The sequence below is a fragment of the Pseudovibrio sp. WM33 genome, from assembly GCF_001623165.1.
Classification (GTDB): Bacteria; Pseudomonadota; Alphaproteobacteria; order Rhizobiales; family Stappiaceae; genus Pseudovibrio.
Genome location: NZ_LMCK01000154.1, coordinates 11158 through 27910, shown reverse-complemented (window position 1 = coordinate 27910; position 16753 = coordinate 11158). Strand labels below are relative to the sequence as shown.

General features: G+C 47.0%; 13 protein-coding genes. 5 read left to right on the top strand and 8 right to left on the bottom strand.

Annotated elements, in window-relative coordinates; all coding sequences use genetic code 11:
* Positions 1-6 precede the first annotated feature (6 nt).
* Positions 7-564, top strand: a complete 558-nt coding sequence (locus PsWM33_RS26365; RefSeq protein ID WP_063302230.1) for a hypothetical protein — start codon at positions 7-9, stop codon at positions 562-564.
* A 46-nt stretch (positions 565-610) separates the two neighbouring features.
* The gene (locus tag PsWM33_RS26360) at positions 611-1906 is read left to right on the top strand and encodes a hypothetical protein (RefSeq protein WP_208994766.1); all 1296 of its coding nucleotides are present in this window, start codon (positions 611-613) and stop codon (positions 1904-1906) included.
* Between the two features lie 83 nt (positions 1907-1989).
* Here PsWM33_RS26360 and PsWM33_RS26355 read toward each other — a convergent pair whose 3' ends face one another.
* The 3 genes from PsWM33_RS26355 to PsWM33_RS26340 all read right to left on the bottom strand — a co-directional run bounded on the left by PsWM33_RS26355 (position 1990) and on the right by PsWM33_RS26340 (position 8060).
* Positions 1990-2397 (bottom strand): hypothetical protein, encoded by a 408-nt coding sequence (locus PsWM33_RS26355; RefSeq protein ID WP_063302228.1) that lies wholly within the window; start codon positions 2395-2397, stop codon positions 1990-1992.
* Positions 2398-2496: 99 nt separating this feature from the next.
* A complete protein-coding gene (locus PsWM33_RS26350) occupies positions 2497-5832 on the bottom strand; it encodes a M10 family metallopeptidase C-terminal domain-containing protein (protein ID WP_063302227.1) in 3336 nt (1111 codons plus the stop codon).
* 1118 nt (positions 5833-6950) lie between these two features.
* Entirely contained in the window at positions 6951-8060 is a 1110-nt protein-coding gene (locus tag PsWM33_RS26340; protein WP_063302225.1) for an NADH:flavin oxidoreductase, read from the bottom strand.
* A 97-nt stretch (positions 8061-8157) separates the two neighbouring features.
* On the opposite strand from PsWM33_RS26340, the gene PsWM33_RS26335 reads away from it, so the two are divergent.
* Positions 8158-9069: a LysR family transcriptional regulator gene (locus tag PsWM33_RS26335; protein WP_063302224.1), complete on the top strand. Its 912-nt coding sequence runs from the start codon at positions 8158-8160 to the stop codon at positions 9067-9069.
* Positions 9070-9486: 417 nt separating this feature from the next.
* Here the strand turns inward: PsWM33_RS26335 and PsWM33_RS26330 are convergent, their stop codons facing one another.
* The 5 genes from PsWM33_RS26330 to PsWM33_RS26310 form a co-directional block, all read right to left on the bottom strand.
* Positions 9487-9807: a hypothetical protein gene (locus PsWM33_RS26330; RefSeq protein WP_208994765.1), complete on the bottom strand. Its 321-nt coding sequence runs from the start codon at positions 9805-9807 to the stop codon at positions 9487-9489.
* A 105-nt stretch (positions 9808-9912) separates the two neighbouring features.
* Positions 9913-11373 (bottom strand): catalase, encoded by a 1461-nt coding sequence (locus tag PsWM33_RS26325; protein ID WP_063302223.1) that lies wholly within the window; start codon positions 11371-11373, stop codon positions 9913-9915.
* 322 nt (positions 11374-11695) lie between these two features.
* Positions 11696-13084 (bottom strand): glutamate decarboxylase, encoded by a 1389-nt coding sequence (locus PsWM33_RS26320; protein WP_063302222.1) that lies wholly within the window; start codon positions 13082-13084, stop codon positions 11696-11698.
* A gap of 14 nt (positions 13085-13098) precedes the next feature.
* Positions 13099-14517 (bottom strand): amino acid permease, encoded by a 1419-nt coding sequence (locus PsWM33_RS26315; RefSeq protein WP_063297778.1) that lies wholly within the window; start codon positions 14515-14517, stop codon positions 13099-13101.
* A 139-nt stretch (positions 14518-14656) separates the two neighbouring features.
* Positions 14657-14959 (bottom strand): HdeA/HdeB family chaperone, encoded by a 303-nt coding sequence (locus PsWM33_RS26310; protein ID WP_063297779.1) that lies wholly within the window; start codon positions 14957-14959, stop codon positions 14657-14659.
* Positions 14960-15227: 268 nt separating this feature from the next.
* Here PsWM33_RS26310 and PsWM33_RS26305 point away from each other — a divergent pair, with 268 nt between their 5' ends.
* Both PsWM33_RS26305 and PsWM33_RS26300 read left to right on the top strand, forming a co-directional pair.
* Positions 15228-15926: a Crp/Fnr family transcriptional regulator gene (locus tag PsWM33_RS26305; protein WP_153040022.1), complete on the top strand. Its 699-nt coding sequence runs from the start codon at positions 15228-15230 to the stop codon at positions 15924-15926.
* 229 nt (positions 15927-16155) lie between these two features.
* On the top strand, positions 16156-16668 hold the full coding sequence (locus PsWM33_RS26300; RefSeq protein WP_063302220.1) for a DUF1269 domain-containing protein: 513 nt from the start codon (positions 16156-16158) through the stop codon (positions 16666-16668).
* The last annotated feature ends 85 nt before the right edge of the window (positions 16669-16753 follow it).

The following is a 16753-nucleotide window of genomic DNA, read 5'->3' as shown; positions in this document are numbered from 1 at the left end:
CCAGTCGTGGTGAGAATATTTTATGCATTGCTTATGTCTTTGCTTATTACTGGTCAGGCGCATGCTTACTCTTATGCTGCTGCTGGCAAGGAGCCACTGATTGATGCGCGGGAAGCCATCTATAAAGCTGTGAACGCCGGGGACTTTGAAGCAGCGAAGTTAGCCGCCAACGAGATCTCCGAGGAACTTGCCTATTTGACGACTGATTATGATAGCGGGCTCTCTGACGCATTTGAAAAGGCATTAGCCTCTCAAGATACAGCGACAATCGCAGCTGCTATCAATCGCGTTTTTATTGCGGAGATTACCCGTCGTTTGCAATCAGGTTCCGAAAATTTGAACGACTATCAGACCGCTAAGGTTCTTGTCGTCAAATCAAAACGCTTCTTCGATGCCATGGCCGGGGAGTTACCAGGCAAGCGACGTCAAGCAGCAGATGAAAGCCTTCGCCAAGCACTTGAAGCCATTGGGAATCCTGGTGTTTTTGGGGTGGGTAAGCGAGAGGCAGATCCTGCCGCTTACAATGCAGCTGTTGAGGACGTCTTAAAGGCGTTGGCAAACTAGTATGTTGCGACTTGGCTGGGGGGCAGCTCTCTTTTGCTATGTAACTTTGTCTATATGGCTGCTCCGCCACACACCAAGCATTCCAAGTGATGACGCTTATTTCTTTGTTAATGGTACAATTCGCTTCAGTGTGCTTGAGTTCAGGCCACATTTTCCGGGGTATCCGGGATTTATAGTGCTGAGCAAACTGCTTGTTTTGATGGGCATGAGTGCGAAGCAAGCGGTCTTCTACCTGAGCCTATTTTCTGCACTGTCTTTACCTCCTCTTGCAGCATGGACTACCCAAGCCTGGGGAGCATCTCATAGAGGTGTGCTGCTGGCCTTCTTCGCAGTTTTGACGCAGCCTTTCCTTCCGCTTGTCGCATTGAGTATGATGAGCGATGCAACAGGTATTGCATTCTTTCTTGCAGCCCTAGCTTTTATGGGTAGAGGCAAACACGTCAGGGCAGGGTGCTTTGCAGGGTTTGCCCTGGCCTGTCGGCCATCTTTCATTGTTCCAGTTGCTCTGTCCTTAATCACTGAGTGGTATTTGAAAAAAGAGGCACGCACAAAACTCTTTATCGCAAGTGCCGGCACACTGTTTGTGTCTTTCGGAGGAGTATTTCTTCTGGAAGGCGAGGCTTACCTGATTGAGGCGCTGCGGTTCACTGAAGGTCATTTCACCGTCTGGGGTAACACATCGTTTGAGCCAACCTTCGAACGTGAAGGTTGGCTGGATGTCTTTGAAAAAGAACCCATAGCTCTTGCAAGTTCGCTCTCGCTTCTCCTCATAGCTGCCCCTGCTTTCCTAACCCACCCCAAACTCTCACCCTTGCTAATAGCAGCAGCAACAGCCGTGCTCTGGACACTACTTGCCCAAAACCCTGAAAACCTCCGCCACGTGGTCCTACCTGCGATTTTGCTGGTGATCTGGTTGGTGTATTCTTCTGGCAAGTGGGCAAAACCTGCTTTGGTTCTTGTCATCGTTTTGCAGCTTGGTATTTGGCTCCAGTTTCTGATCAAACCTGTAACCAACTCGCCTCTCAAACAAGCAGCAGACTTTCTAGGGCAACAACCAACCGGAACTCTTGTTACAAATAGAGGCGTTTTTTATCTTCGAACCACTTTGCCACAACATAAGATTCATGATGCATTCTTTTCTGACAGTGTGGAAGTTTCTTTAAAAAGCAAAAAGAATGGATCATTCTGGAGTTTAACTGGGTCTCTGTCCATGAGCAATGCCTGGTGCAAATTAGAAAAAAAGTTTGCAGCAAGAGTACCCGGAGAAACGGTGTTGAGTTTACAGACAAGGTGTCCATTGCATCAAATTGGCGGGGTGATTTATGGTAAGTTAGTACTTTAGATTATGCGTACGCAACTGTGATCGCAATCATTATAACTAACTATTCTGTGATGCTATCCGTTTACTTAAAAAAGCTTGTTCCTTCAATACATAGTTTTGTAAAACACAATGTCCAACAGCTTGCCGGACTTGATCTTCGTGCTGCCTTGGGCGAGGAGCCAGCCGTCGGGGCGTTGTAGTTGGGCTATGATCCGGAGTGTAGGTGATGCCTGGACATTAGCGGGGCGTGTGACGGAAAAGTCGATGGCTTTCGATTTGCCTGAGCTTTTGAGATGGGTCTGAGTGGTGAGTTCTCGTGTACTGTCCTTGATGGCAGTGTCTTCAATGTAAATTTTGATTTGGCCTTTGGGAATTTCTGTATCACCTGCGAACGTAAGGGTGCCGCGAATGTCTGATGCTTGCGCTTCGGTGGTCTTAGAGATGGCACCAGTTCCGGCGACCAGTAGACCGGCAGTCAAGAACACTGCACTTCGATTGATCAGAGGCTTCATTCTTTTCCCCTTTGGATTGCATCATCAGAGCAGTTTAGATGCATGAGTAGCTAAGAAGATAGCAAGAGGGGAGCATAAGAGCCCCCCTCCTGTAAGTTATCAAACGATAACGAAGTCATCTGCAGAAAGTGACAGACCAGTCTTCAACTGAGCAAACTGAATTGCACCAATGTCTCCTGAACCATCGGCATCATACAGCAGAGCACCGCTGTCGCTGTCGTAGATGATGCGGTCAGCAGCATCCTGGCTAACACCTGCAGCACTCATGTGGAATGCAGTGAGATCAAGAGCGCCAGTGCCACCAAGTTCAGCAAAGATGCCATTGTCGAGAAGGATCAGATCCTCGCCAACACTGAAGTCTTTGATTTTATCGACATTGTCGTTGCCAAGCTCTGTTGAGAAGCGGAAGGAATCTTCGCCTGCGCCACCAACCAGAATGTCTGCACCTAGGCCACCGTCGAGGAAGTCACTACCTTTTCCGCCGTAGAGCTTATCATTGCCAGCTTCACCCGGCTGAATTGGCTCAGGCGGGAACTCAACTGATACGTTGAGTTTGTAGGTAGAGCCCTCTGGCACTGCTTCTGACCAACCTTGAACGTCCGGTGACCACGCACCCTCCAGAATGTAGTAGGTACCAGTTTCTTCAACAATGAAGACTATGCTTGAATCACGGTTGGTTGTAGAGCCGGGATCGCTGCCACCATCATCGTTTTGTTCGACAATATTACCATCAGCATCGAGCAGTCTGACCCAGCTGTCATGGACGTCTGGATCTGCAATACCGTCGATATCGATTGTAATGGTCGTACCTGCCGCAAGCTCGATACCATAGTATCCGCCCAGGCCATTTCCGGTCGCATTAACTGTTGTATGAAGAACAGTTGTTGAATCGAAGATGTCAGAATCTTCTGTCAAAGAGAAATTATTGGAGATATCGAATGCAGTTGCGATTGAGTTGTTCGTCGCATCCGGACCAAGCGTCGCGTACCCTGTACCCATGCCTGGGCGTGGGATAGGTTCACCTTGATCAGCGAAGTCACCGAAGAGGACATCATCGCCTTTGCCACCACGAAGAACATCGTTGCCACCTTGACCAGTCAAGGTGTTGGCAGCGTTATCACCCTTCATGCGATCATTATGTCCAGAACCTGAGAGGTTCTCTATCGAGATGTAGGTGTCACCTTCTGATTTACCGCGTCCCAGGTTGAGATTGACACCGCTGGTTGCGTCGGAATAGTCCGCAGTATCACTGCCGCGACCACCGTTCAGGATGTCAGCACCTTCGCCACCGGTCAGAATGTCGTTACCTGAACCGCCAGAGAGTTCGTTTGTCTGGTCATTGCCAATGAGGTGATCATCGAAGAAAGAGCCGACAGCGTTTTCAACGTCGACGATGATATCATGCCTGATGACTGTGCCTCGTCCTACAATCTGGACTGGACCATCTGCGTCGCCACCGCGTGCTGTGCCGTTAGCAAGGTCAACCGTTACTCCTTCAGAACTTCCAGAGTAAACGACCGTGTCGATGCCTTCGCCACCATCAAGATAATCCTGACCGGAACCGCCGATAAGCGTATCATTGCCTTCATCACCATACAGCAGGTCACCGTCATTGCCGCCGTCGAGGATGTCATCACCGCCGCCGCCATTGAAGACGTCGCCGCCACCACGACCCCAGAAATGGTTGTCTGAATCTGTGCCGATGAACCGGTCAATACGGTCATCAGAGCCAATCAGGTTCTCAATGCTATAGAACGTGTCACCTGATGCAGTACCGCCGCTTGCAACGTTGGTCTCAAGGTTTACAAGCAGCTGGAACGGGCTCTCATGGCTGTAGTCCACTGTGTCAACGCCGTCACCACCGCGGAAGATGTCAACACCATCCTGACCCATCAGTGTGTCGTCGCCTTCGCCGCCATCAAGAATGTCGTCACCAGCACCACCAAAGATGGTATCGTTGCCGCGACCACCATAAAGCACGTCGTTTCCGTCATCGCTTTCGGTCTGATCTTCGAGATCTTCGACTGCGATGGTGTTGTTGATATCACGGCTCGCCAATGAGTCACGACCACCAATGATGAGGTCATCACCATCCAGACCAAAGATCGTGTCGCCGCCAGCTCCACCTTCAAGGGTGTTGTTGTCTTCATCACCAAAGATGAGGCTGGTTAGAGAATCGCTGGAATCGCTGGAAGTGTCATCGTCACCGTCAACGACGGGTTGGGTCGGTGTACCACCCACGTAGATGATGTTTTCAACGTTCTCAACTTCACCCAGATCCAGATCACTGTTCAGCACAATGATCGTATCGTTTCCGCCGTCAGCTTCCTCGCGTACGATATCATCAGCGGAATCGACGAAGTAGACATCGTCACCTTTGCCGCCAGCCATTTTATCAGCACCGCCGCGACCGTCCAGCACGTTGTCGCCATCATTACCGATCAGAATGTCATCGTAATTGCTACCGATGCCATTTTCGATGTAATATTCGGTCTGGTCTGCATTGTGGCCAGCAAAGATAGACACATTGTTGCTGTGCCCATTAACGCTTGAGAACTGTCCTGCACGCAGGTCAAGGATCGTGCCTGCGGTTGATCCCGAGAAGTCAATGGTGTCAACACCGCCCGTATCATGGATCACGAACCCAATGTCGTGCTGCATGCCTGAGGAGGTCAGCTCATAACCGTATTCGGAGCTGTTAAAGCCGTAGGTGTTGTCACCAGTGTTGAGGTCAATTGTCTGATAGGTCCGCTCACCGTTCTCATCGATTTCTGAGAAAAAACGACGAATCGTAGCTTCAATATCTGCCATCAACGGTGTTGAAGCGGACCAACGTGTCGTTTCACCAACATCAATGCCATCGAAATAGGACATGACACTGTATTGCTGACGATCATAAATCCAGGTTGCATTGTTCAGGTAGTTGATCTGAACGCCGCCGGGACCGCTGTAGTTGTAAAGGCCTGGATGGTTCAGGCCGAATTCATGACCAAACTCATGAATGAAACTGTCAAATACGTAGCCGCCAATATCGGTTTTGTTCGGCTCTGTATCATGGAAGCGCTGACCGATGCTGACTTTTCGGTTGTTCGAGAAAGCACTGCCATCACTAGGCTCGCCCAGCTCAGGGCTTACGATTTCCATCCAATGCACATCTGCATCATATGGGGCATCATCAACAATCACGAATTCAAAAGGCGTAACTGCTGACCACATCTTCAGCGCGCCAATAGCGGCAGCCTTGTACTCAGGATGGTCATTGAGGTCTGTAACATTGATCACCAGCGGCTTATTTGCAATCTCAGGTGTCAGACTGCGGGGCAGCGCGCCAACGTAATCTAGAAAAGCTTCGTAATCATCACTTTTACCAAACGGATTATCCGGCGTTTGGTCATTAACCCACCACTGATCGTTGGGTTGGTTTTGATTTGGCATCTTTGTCTCTCCCGTTATACAAAGTTTGGGTGTTTAATGCTGCTTGGTTTTATGGTGCGGCCAATTAGAGCCTGACATCGCATGCATAAATGCATTCAACGGCATTGAAGGATGACTGAAGGGATTAATTAGCTAAGAGGCTATGAAAGCTGCTGCCTGAGGCATTCTTTGCTTGAAGATTGCCTTAGAATGAGCCCGATAAGAGCTGATCTGGTTGCCCGAATTTGAAGACCTGGACTGAATAAAAGCATAGGCTTCAATCTGCGAGCAAGCGCAATGCCGGCTGCGCAAATGCTACCTCTAAAAGGTTCCCATAAGTTTTCTGGGCTGTCGGTTCCTCCCAGAAACCGGCTAGCGACGCCGTCAGTTGTGGCTCGCGAAGAGCGAGTGCGCTTATCGATACATTCGGCAAGAGATTCCTCATAGTAATCAAACATTTCGACAGCCCCAAGCTCAGGTGAAGTGCCGTCCCCTCAAGAGTAAGCACATTCAGAATTCTTTTGGTTCCTCAATGCCTTGTGTAGATTTAACCTAAGCACACTGCATGCAGTGCTAGAATTCTTTTTTAAATGAGGTTTAAAGTCAACGCTGTTAAAGATGATAATTTTTAAGTTACCAAACGTAATGCTAAAATATTTAATCAATAATATAATAAATTACTTTATCGCTATTTCGTGCGCTTGACGTTTACCATCGCCAATCTAAGGTTGTGTGCCAATATCATTATTACCCGCTTGCGGTTGATTGATAATCTTGAAGAAATTTCATTTTCAGGATTTTTCAGCACTTGTGTGAGTAATCTTGTTCATACAGCTCCTTGAGGAGCAAATAAGAACTGGCGGAGCTATTATTACTAGATATTGGATTTAGCGATAGGCAAAGCAGATAACCTAGGAGAAACAATTGATCGGGTGTAATCAGCTTTTGGCAATATTTTTAGAGCATGACAAACTGAAAAAGTTAATCGTTATTACTTGAAAGTTTCAAAGGCATAAAGAAAAATTAGAGATAGCCCAAAGTAGATCATTATATTATGAGATGTTTCATTCCTCAATCCTAAACTAAGGAACTGACGGCACCCCTCTTGTGGAGAGATGCCGTAAAGAGAATGTTCTAAACTAGATTTCGGCACGGGCAGAAAAGTAAGCATTCGCTGTCTCTAGATCAGCCAGAGGCGTGAACATTTCAAAATCAAACGGACGCCGTGCTTCGTTCTTTTGCACTTTCACAGGCCAATTCTGCGTAACAAGCGAGTCTTTACCAATCGCCACAAAATCGCACTCATCTTGCAGGATCATTTTTTGTGCGATTGCAGGATCACCTAGGCCGCCATTCGCTATGACAGGTAAACCGGTAAGATTTTTTGCATGTGCAGCTAAAGACGCTCCATGTTGAAATGCCGAGGCCTGAGCTGCAAATTCTGTAGTGTGTATGTAATCAGCACCACTCGCTTCAACCGCCTCGAAGATAACCTTAGCGTCGTCTCTTTGTCCTGCCCATTTGTGCTCGAAGTCGTTGACTTTGCTCTGTGATAGACGTACGCCAACCGTAAAATCGCCCCCGACAGCATCGCGAACAGCTTCTAGAACCTCGCGTGTCAGTCGCGTGCGTTCAAATATGCCTTGGCCGTATTGGTCTCCACGCTGGTTTGCGTAATCGGTTAGGAACTGATCCAAAAGATAACCGTTGGCACTGTGAATCTCGACCCCGTCTGCACCGGCCTCCTGAGCACGTTTAGCCGAGTCTGCAAAACCGCAAATTGCAGTCTTAATCTCAGAAACCGTCATTTCAGAAGGGGTAGGATACATACCAGAACCCCGATAAAACTCCATTTGTTGACCTTTAGGCTGTACGGGGGAAGGGCCACGTGTCTCATTAGAGAAGCGATTAAATTGAGACAGGGCACCAGCATGCATTAATTGCATAATTATTTTTGCGCCTGCTGCCTTCACGCCTTTGATTAACTCAGTCCAATTTGCGGCTTGCGTTTTATCAGTGATCCCCGGCTGGAACTCGTATCCCTGACTAAAGTGTTGGTCAGTGTAGACGCCCTCGGTAATGATTGCTCCAAAGCCCCCCTTGCCAAATCTCTCATAATACGGCTGCATAAGAGGGCCAACACAGCCTGAAGCACTTGCACTGACGCGCGTCATTGGAGCGACAAGAGTTCGGTTGCGTAGCTCTAGCTTCCCAAGTTTTGCGCTTTCGAATAACTGAGAGTAGGTCATGGTATCTCCGTTTGCTGGTGGTCAATCGGGTATACCTTTTCCTGATCGCATGTTAATTGGATGCAATGACTAATCACCTTTTCCAATTCGTTATATAATGACAAGCGAGAACCTATCAGATCTACTCGGTATTTTTCGGGTTGTTGTTGATTCTGGAAGCTTTTCAGCTGCCGGACGCAATCTCAATATCTCACCTGCCTGGGTTGCCAAGCAGGTTACCCGGTTGGAGGCCGTTTTAGGCGCTAGCTTATTGATCCGTTCAACACGTGCTTTGCGTCTTACAGACGCCGGGCAAGAATGTTACCGAACCGCAAGTATTGTTGCTGATGAGTTGACATGGTTGAAGGACAAGCTTTGTGCAGACTCGAAGGCCATTACGGGCGTTGTACGGCTCAATGTGCCCTCAATAATTGCTCAAGATGTCATAGCTGAGCACATTTCTGAGTTTCAGATGAAATATCCGAGCTTAAAACTAGATATAGTTGTGTCTGATAGCTTTTCTGATGTCTTGAACGAGGATGTTGATATCATTTTTAGGGTCTCCAGAGCCCTTGAAGACAGCACAGCTATTACACAGCAAGTTTCATTTGTGCCACGAGTACTTTGCGCCTCAAAAGACTACCTTTCGCGTACTCCAAAAATTGAAACAAGCCATGACTTGAAAGGCCATAAAGCTCTTGTGTTCGATGGCCCTCAGAGTTCTTCTGAGTGGTTTTTGCGCTGTCGCGAGGGGCAGGAGTGGATTGCGCCAAATGTCGTGCTGCGTGCCAATAATAGTTTTGTTTTAAAACGAGCAGCGATCAGCGGCGCGGGTATCGCTTTTCTGCCTAAAGTGATTGTAGAAAATGAACTAAGAACTGGTCAGCTGATCCATTTAAACCAAATAGAAGATGCTGACCCCTTTAAATTGTTCTTACTGCGCGCGCCCAGAAAACATCTTCCCAAGCGTGTTCAAATTGCATGGCGCTTTTTTGCCCAAGCTTGCAAAGACAAAACAAGCTGGGAGTAGTTTAGTAGCTTCCTGAAGTTTGCCGGTAAATCATTCCAAGCCCCAGCAGAAGAGGAGCAGTATCATGCAACGACCCGAAAGAAACTCTTTAATATGAACTGGCAATCAAGATTTTCAAGCAGTTAAGTCAGCTGACTTTATTAGCAGTACATTGCCCCCAAAGACTTTGCACGTTTCAGTCATAAGGCTTGGCTCATATCCGGATCTATCAATCCACGAAAGTGCTCGAAAAGAGAATTGAGACCATCCTTTATACTCCAAAGCGTAAAAGATAGCAGAAGCGGTTGAGAGTATTGTGATCTCGGTATAAACACATCAGTAAACAGGGTTTGAGAAATCCCTGTCTATTGTTATTTTTTCTATTTTTATTATCAGTCAGCTGTATACGTTAATATTGATCGAACCAGCCACGTAAGATCACGCTTCCTGCAGGCTATAATTGTAATAATCTCGATAGTTTTTGTTATACTCTTCTTGTTCTACTGGCATTCCAAGCGATGCACGCAGCTTATTGGCGATATGTTGTCTGGACCAGGTAATAGCTGCGAGCTCAGAATTTGTTTCTGCTTCAAGCTCCGATATGACCTGAAGGATTTTGGCGCTTAAGTCTTCCTCATTTTGACTCGCGCTCCAGGCATTGCTCGCAACGACAGATGCTCCTGTGGCGACAGCCATCGTGGAACCGCGCGTTAAAAGCATGCGTCGATTGATATGGGTATCGTTACCTTTGAAATCCATTGAATTTTCCCCTTAGAATGTACTTCGGCAATTGTGGATCAGGGGCCTTTATTGATTGGTTGGTCGGCTTTGGCAGAGCCCCTGATCTTTGGTTATCAATGTAATTTAGATGTCTTTTACATCTGCAATACTGATGTTGAGCGCGGCTGCAACACCTGTGCCGTAAGCAGGGTCCGCGCGGTAACAGTTGCGGACATGACGGTGTTGGATTTCGATACGTGCGGGGCTAAGCGAGCGGGCTGTGTTTGCGAACAGAGCTTCTTTCTGGTCTGCATTCATTGAACGGAAAAGAGCGCCAGGCTGAGAATAATAATCTTCATCCTCCCGATGGTCCCAATGACCTGCGGCTCCTTCTATTGAGAGTGGCGGTTCGGAGAAATCTGGTTGCTGTTGCCATTCGCCAAACATGTTCGGCTCATATCCGATACGTGAACCGTTGTTGCCATCAACTCTCATGGCTCCGTCGCGGTGATAGGAATGGAATGGGCAGCGCGGTGCATTGACCGGGATTTGCGAGTGATTAACTCCAAGACGATACCGAGCAGCATCCCCATAAGAGAACAGGCGGCCTTGAAGCATTTTGTCGGGAGAGAAACTGATGCCGGGCACAATTGTGGAAGGGGCAAATGAAGCCTGCTCAACTTCAGCGTAGTAGTTTTCAGGGTTCCGGTTCAGTTCAAGCACGCCAACTTCGATCAACGGGTAGTCGGACTTAGGCCAGACTTTGGTTAGATCAAACGGATTAATGTGATAATTGCCGGCCTCTTTTTCTGGCATAATCTGGACTGACAGTGTCCATTTCGGAAATTCGCCATTCTCAATGCTGTCATATAGATCTCGCTGGTGACTTTCGCGATCATTTGCAACGATTTGAGCGGCTTCTTCATCTGTCAGGTTTTTGATACCTTGTTGGGTTTCAAAGTGAAACTTAACCCAATAACGCTCGTTATCAGTATTGATGAAACTATAGGTATGGCTGCCAAATCCATGCATATGGCGATAAGTCGCCGGAATGCCGCGGTCTGACATGACGATTGTGACCTGATGCAGAGCTTCAGGCAGGTTCGTCCAGAAATCCCAGTTGTTATCCGCACTGCGCATGTTGGTGCGCGGATCTCGTTTTACTGCATGGTTCAGATCTGGAAACTTTAGCGGATCGCGGAGAAAGAAGACTGGTGTGTTGTTGCCCACCAGATCCCAATTGCCTTCCTCAGTATAGAACTTTATGGCGAAGCCGCGAATGTCCCGTTCTGCATCAGCAGCGCCACGTTCTCCTGCCACTGTCGAGAAACGCATAAATAAATCGGATTTTTTGCCAACTTCGGAAAATATCTTAGCGCGAGTGAACTTGGTGATGTCATTGGTTGTTGTGAACGTTCCATAAGCGCCAGAACCTTTGGCATGCATTCTGCGCTCAGGAATAACCTCACGATCGAAGTGGGCCATTTTTTCGAGGAACCAAACATCCTGCAGCAGAGCTGGACCGCGGGGGCCTGCAGTTTGAATGTTCTGATTGTCGGGGACGGGGGAACCAAAAGCAGTGGTCAACTTGGGTTGATTAGTCATATTCTCTCCGCATATTATTATGCCTGAAGGATGATTTCAGAGCGGAGAAAATCAAAATCAAATAAACTTATTGAGTCATAACTAGTTTTGATGATGCCACCAAACAAAGCTAAAAGGGTGAGTGAGTATAGCGGGCAGCATCAAATTGAGGACTCTCTGACCTGTCAATAACTTTTCCATCAGTAATGAATTTGGGTGCAGGAGCATATCAAACCTGCCTAAAAGCCGATAGGTATAGCCTTGTAATTCTCAGGCTAATATAGTCGTATTCAGAAACACTGGTTTGATATGCTTAGCACGCTAAAAATTTATGGTAGGGGGACTATACGTGAGCAAAGTGTTTTGATGGCGCTTCATGTCCGTTCTTTGACTCTCGTTCTAATTTTTCAATAACGGTCGCTAAATCTTTGAGAAGCAGCTCCGCCATATCACGACTGAAACCTTCCCTAAGAACGATCCTGAGCACGTGTATATCTTCAGCTCCCTCTGGCATTGCATACGCAGGAACTTGCCATCCATGAACTCTCAGGTGCTCGGAAACAGCATACACGGTGTATTTGTTCGGGCCTTTCATTTTGAATGCAAAGACCGGGATGGTACTTCCATCACTGAGCAATTCAAACTGATCCATTTGCGCGATGTTCTGGGACAGATAGCTGGCAATTGAACGTAAGTTCTCCATTATCCGTGTGTAACCATCCCGTCCTAATCTGAGGAAGTTGTAGTATTGGCCTACGATCTGATTGCCCGGTCTGGAGAAGTTTAAGGTGAAGGTGGGCATATTACCGCCCAGGTAATCTACATGAAAAACAAGATCTTCAGGCAGATCACTTTTGTCCCGCCACACGACCCAACCAACACCAGGATAAACCAAGCCATATTTATGGCCTGAGACATTGATCGACTTAACCAGTGGCAAGCGGAAGTCCCATTCCAACTCAGGCTGCAAGAACGGTGCAACAAACCCACCACTTGCAGCATCAATATGAAGAGGAACTTCGAAACCAGTCTGTTCGTTGGATATCACCAGCGCGTCATGAACTTCTTTGATTGGTTCATATTCGCCGGTATAAGTCGTTCCCAAAATTGTAACAATACCAATGGTGTTCTCATCAATTTTCGCAACAGTTTCGTCAGGATCGATAACATATCGATCTGCTGACATTGAAACAAACCGTGGTTCTACATCCCAATAACGGCAGAACTTTTCCCAGACAACTTGCACATTGGTTCCAAGGATCAAATTCGGTTTGTCAGTGGGCTTGCCTTTAGCTTTCTGTCGATCTCTCCACTTCCACTTCAATGCCATGCCCGCCAACATGACAGCTTCACTCGAACCGATCGCTGACGAACCAGTAAACCCATCTGGAGCATTAAAGAGGTTCGCTACAATCTTGATGCAGCGCTCCTCTATCATTGCTGTGTTTGGATATTCATCTTTGTCAATTAAGTTCTTATCAAAGGTTTCAGCCATCAGGCGCTCTGCCTGAGGCTCCATCCAGGTTGTTACAAAAGTTGCCATATTAAGTCGGGCATTGCCATCAAGCATAAGCTCGTCATGGATGATCCGGTACGCAGTCTCAGCTTCCATCTGGCCAGCAGGCAGACTGAACTTAGGGATAGGTTCCCGCATCACGCGCCCGCCATAAGAGGGCATCAACATAGATGAAGATACATCAACATCAGACATATCGGTTTTTGTGTTACCCATTATTCGGGTCCTTCTTAACTGATCGCTTTTGTCAGTGACCAAAATGGTCGGCGAATTGAAAATATTAGAACTGGAACAGCAACGACAATTGCCAGACCTGCAACCATCAAGAGTTCAAAGGTTTCGATGGCAAAACCACTGTGAAGCGGGGGAATGAAGCCAATTGCAAAACATGCGGTAGAAGCAACTAGGCCGGTTCCAGCAACAAGCCACATGCCTTTTTTCCCACCAGGAACTCGATAGGCCCTCTCAACTTCTGGGTGTGTATATCGCAAGCGTATTGCTGCGGCATACATCAATATATACATCAGTGAGTATATGAGGACTGCGGCTGAGGTGAGTATCAAGAACGCCGTATTTACATCTTTGACAACAATGAAGAACATCGCAATGAGCGAAATAAGTACAGCCTGCAAAACAAGAAGATTAGTAGGCACGCCCTGATGGTTCACCTTCTGCGCCCAGAGGGGTAAATTTCCAGCTTGGCCTGCAGCAAAAAGCCCTTTCACCGGACCCACAATCCAAGTACTCACCTGTCCTGCAGCACCTAATGCAACAAGAATAGCTATTATCGGTAAGAACCACAGTAGCTTGAAGTGTGTCAGCAAAGCAGAGAACGCTTGCATCGCGCCATTGATTTGATCAATGGACCCCGCGGGTAACACTGAAGCGACCGTCAACCCACCCAGTAAAGTTGTTACAAACCCAATCCCGGCAGCACTGAAAATTGCGATGGGATAGACACGTCGTATATTCTTAACTTCTCGAGCGTGGCTGGCCGATACTTCAACCCCAACAAAACCAAAGATAAAGCTCAAGAAGAGAACCAGGTTCCCTGTCTCCCAAACTGATGGGACCAGATTTTTGGCAGTCAATGTCGTATCTAGATGGAGCTCATTTCCAGAACTTACATAGATCGCACCCAATGCAATCAGGAGAACAGAAGGCAATAAAACTCCTGCGGAAACAGCGAGAGAGCTTATTATGCCTGAGCCTTTGCTGCCTCGGAAATTGACAAGGGTGGCAGACCAGTAAACAGACAAGATAATGAATATTATGAAGTACTTGTTGGTACCGAGTTCTGGGTCGAAAGCATATGCTAGTGAAGCCGCTATGTAGGCTAGGATAGACGTTATCCCGAAAATACTCTGGACCCATTGCATCCATACAGCAATAAAGCCCATACGTGATCCAAATGCCTCTTCTACCCAGTGGTAAACTCCGTTTTTTGGCCATCCTGTAGCAAGTTCTGTGGAGATAAGAGCCACAGGAATAAGATAGGCGAAAATGGTGATGAGGTTGAAGAGGATCATTTTCATCCCGGTTTCAGCCATCATCGGCATATTACGAAGTGTCATAAACAAAGCAGCAGTGGTCAAAGTAAGCGCAAGTGCACCTATTTGCTGCACGCCTTTGGCGCGTTGAGTTTTCATATTGTGGGATGCTGTATCAGAGGACAAGAAGCGAAGGAAAGTTGCATCACTGATTGGTCTTCAAGGAGCAACGTCCCTAAACGGGAGGCATCAGTTTACCAAAAGTGAGACTGCTACGCAGTCCCACTTCACGGCAGATCTAGTTTAGTTCTTCCACTTCTTCGAAGAGGAATTTCTCCTTGCCATCTTCTGAGGCGCAAATTTTTACGAGTTTGTCGCGATGCTCCACAAAAGTTTCAGCATCCCATACTGGCGCATCGTTTTTGCTGGATAGGTATCCATCAATCCAGAAAAGTGTCACAACCGCATCAGGTGCACTCATTTCCAAAAACTCACCACAAGTGAGTTTTGACATATCACGCTTTGATGTGGCAGCTTCATCTGCATAGACGCTGCTTCCGCCTGCAAGCAATAATGCTAGTGTAATACCCAAAAACCGCATGAGCTAACTTTCCCTTCAGAGCTAATTATCTAATGTTTCTAATAGGTAGGCCGAACTCCCAACCTACAGGCGAACGATTAGCAGTCCATTCATAGACTCGCTGTTAGCTGGCCAACAGCTGCGCTCAAAAACGCTCAAAATTAACATTATTTAATTTGTTGTTTTTGCCTCGAATGACGGATAACAAGACACTTGAGTGTAGATAAAATGTGTTCTCAGAAGTTATTTTTGCTGCATGTTCGTCTATTGATGACAAGGGGAGGAAAAGTTGTCGCACTGGCATCTTACAACAATTAACTGGCTTGACGCGCTACCAGATGACACTGTCAAAAGTATTCGTTCGGCCTCAAGAACTCAGGTGTTTCAGGACAAGGAAACGATCTTCTCTCCTATGATCGAGCCTGATACTGTGTATTTGCTGGAAAAGGGCTTAACGAGATTGTACCGCTGTTCGAACTCCGGTGGTGAATTCACTCTTGGCTTTGTAGAGCCTGGAGAAGTCTTTGGGGAGCTATCAGCACTCAATAATGACTCTCGTGAAAGCTTTGCAGTTGCGATTGATCAATGCGGTGTTTTAAAACTCCCCAAAAAGGTTTTCATCGAACTAATGCAAACTGCTCCCAGTTTTAGTTTTGCAATATCCAAACAGGTCGGAAAGCGCCTGCAACGGATTGAGACCAGAGCTGAAGATTTGATTTTTAAAAGCGCGACATCGCGCATGGCAAAAATGATAAGCCTGCTTGCAAATGATCTTGGCCAGGAAAACAACAATCGCATCAGCATTAATGTGCGTTTAACACAAGGCGAAATTGCAACCCTAGTTGGATGCTCAAGACCGACCGTCAACCTCACTCTCAATGACTTTAAAAAACAAGGCATAATTGAGCTGAAAGATGGCTATCTAAGCATTGTCCAGCTCAACAAGCTTGAAAAGTTGGCCGACGCTGCTCCGAGTTATGCAGAGTAAATAGATTCACATTCTTCAATACAGTTCTGTTAGAAATAAACACGCTTTTCCAAAGCTCCCAACTTAGCTCTAAAATATTCGGCGGTCTGTTAACCAGCTAACAGACACAGCACCTTCATCTGCTTCATAGCTTGCCAGCAAACAACACAGGCCTGCGCGATCGACCAAACCCAATGATCGATGTTCAAGCCTGTTTGCTTGTTTTAAAGACTAAAACAAGGTGATAAAAATGTCCGAATTGATCGTCATTGGCTACGATAATGAAGCAGAAGCAGAAAAAGCACGCGAAGAACTGTTAGAACTACAACACGAGTATATGGTGGAAATTGCAGATGCAGTCGTCGCCAAAGCAAATGAACACGGAAAAATAAAGCTAAACCAGATGGTCAACATGTGGACTGCCGGAGCCGCTGGAGGCGCATTTTGGGGATTGCTGATTGGTCTAATTTTCCTGAACCCTCTTCTAGGTGTCGTTGCCGGGGCGTCAGCCGGAGCACTTGGCGGGGCGCTCAGTGACTATGGCATCAACAACAAGTTCATGAAGGACGTCGCTTCTGTACTAAAACCAGGGCAGGCAGCTTTGTTTATGATGGTCCGCAAGGAAGTATCCGACAAAGTCATTGAAAAGCTTGGTCAACAGGGCGGTCATATCATCCGAACAAATCTTGATCGCTCCAAAGAAAGCTCCCTTCGTGAAGCTTTCGACGCAGCTCATTCTGAAGTTTCAAGTGTAAACGTATAGAATTCAAGAGATAGGGTCGGGTTACCAATGTCTTTGAGGTACTGCGTAGCCTGACCTTTATAAGTTAAAGGACTTGAGTAATCAC

Bases quoted from the DNA above. Each gene is read 5' to 3' on its own strand.
- PsWM33_RS26355 (WP_063302228.1), bottom strand. From the start codon at position 2,397: ATGAAGCCTCTGATCAATCGAAGTGCAGTGTTCTTGACTGCCGGTCTA.
- PsWM33_RS26350 (WP_063302227.1), bottom strand. From the start codon at position 5,832: ATGCCAAATCAAAACCAACCCAACGATCAGTGGTGGGTTAATGACCAA.
- PsWM33_RS26340 (WP_063302225.1), bottom strand. From the start codon at position 8,060: ATGACCTACTCTCAGTTATTCGAAAGCGCAAAACTTGGGAAGCTAGAG.
- PsWM33_RS26335 (WP_063302224.1), top strand. From the start codon at position 8,158: ATGACAAGCGAGAACCTATCAGATCTACTCGGTATTTTTCGGGTTGTT.
- PsWM33_RS26330 (WP_208994765.1), bottom strand. From the start codon at position 9,807: ATGGATTTCAAAGGTAACGATACCCATATCAATCGACGCATGCTTTTA.
- PsWM33_RS26325 (WP_063302223.1), bottom strand. From the start codon at position 11,373: ATGACTAATCAACCCAAGTTGACCACTGCTTTTGGTTCCCCCGTCCCC.
- PsWM33_RS26320 (WP_063302222.1), bottom strand. From the start codon at position 13,084: ATGGGTAACACAAAAACCGATATGTCTGATGTTGATGTATCTTCATCT.
- PsWM33_RS26315 (WP_063297778.1), bottom strand. From the start codon at position 14,517: ATGAAAACTCAACGCGCCAAAGGCGTGCAGCAAATAGGTGCACTTGCG.
- PsWM33_RS26310 (WP_063297779.1), bottom strand. From the start codon at position 14,959: ATGCGGTTTTTGGGTATTACACTAGCATTATTGCTTGCAGGCGGAAGC.
- PsWM33_RS26300 (WP_063302220.1), top strand. From the start codon at position 16,156: ATGTCCGAATTGATCGTCATTGGCTACGATAATGAAGCAGAAGCAGAA.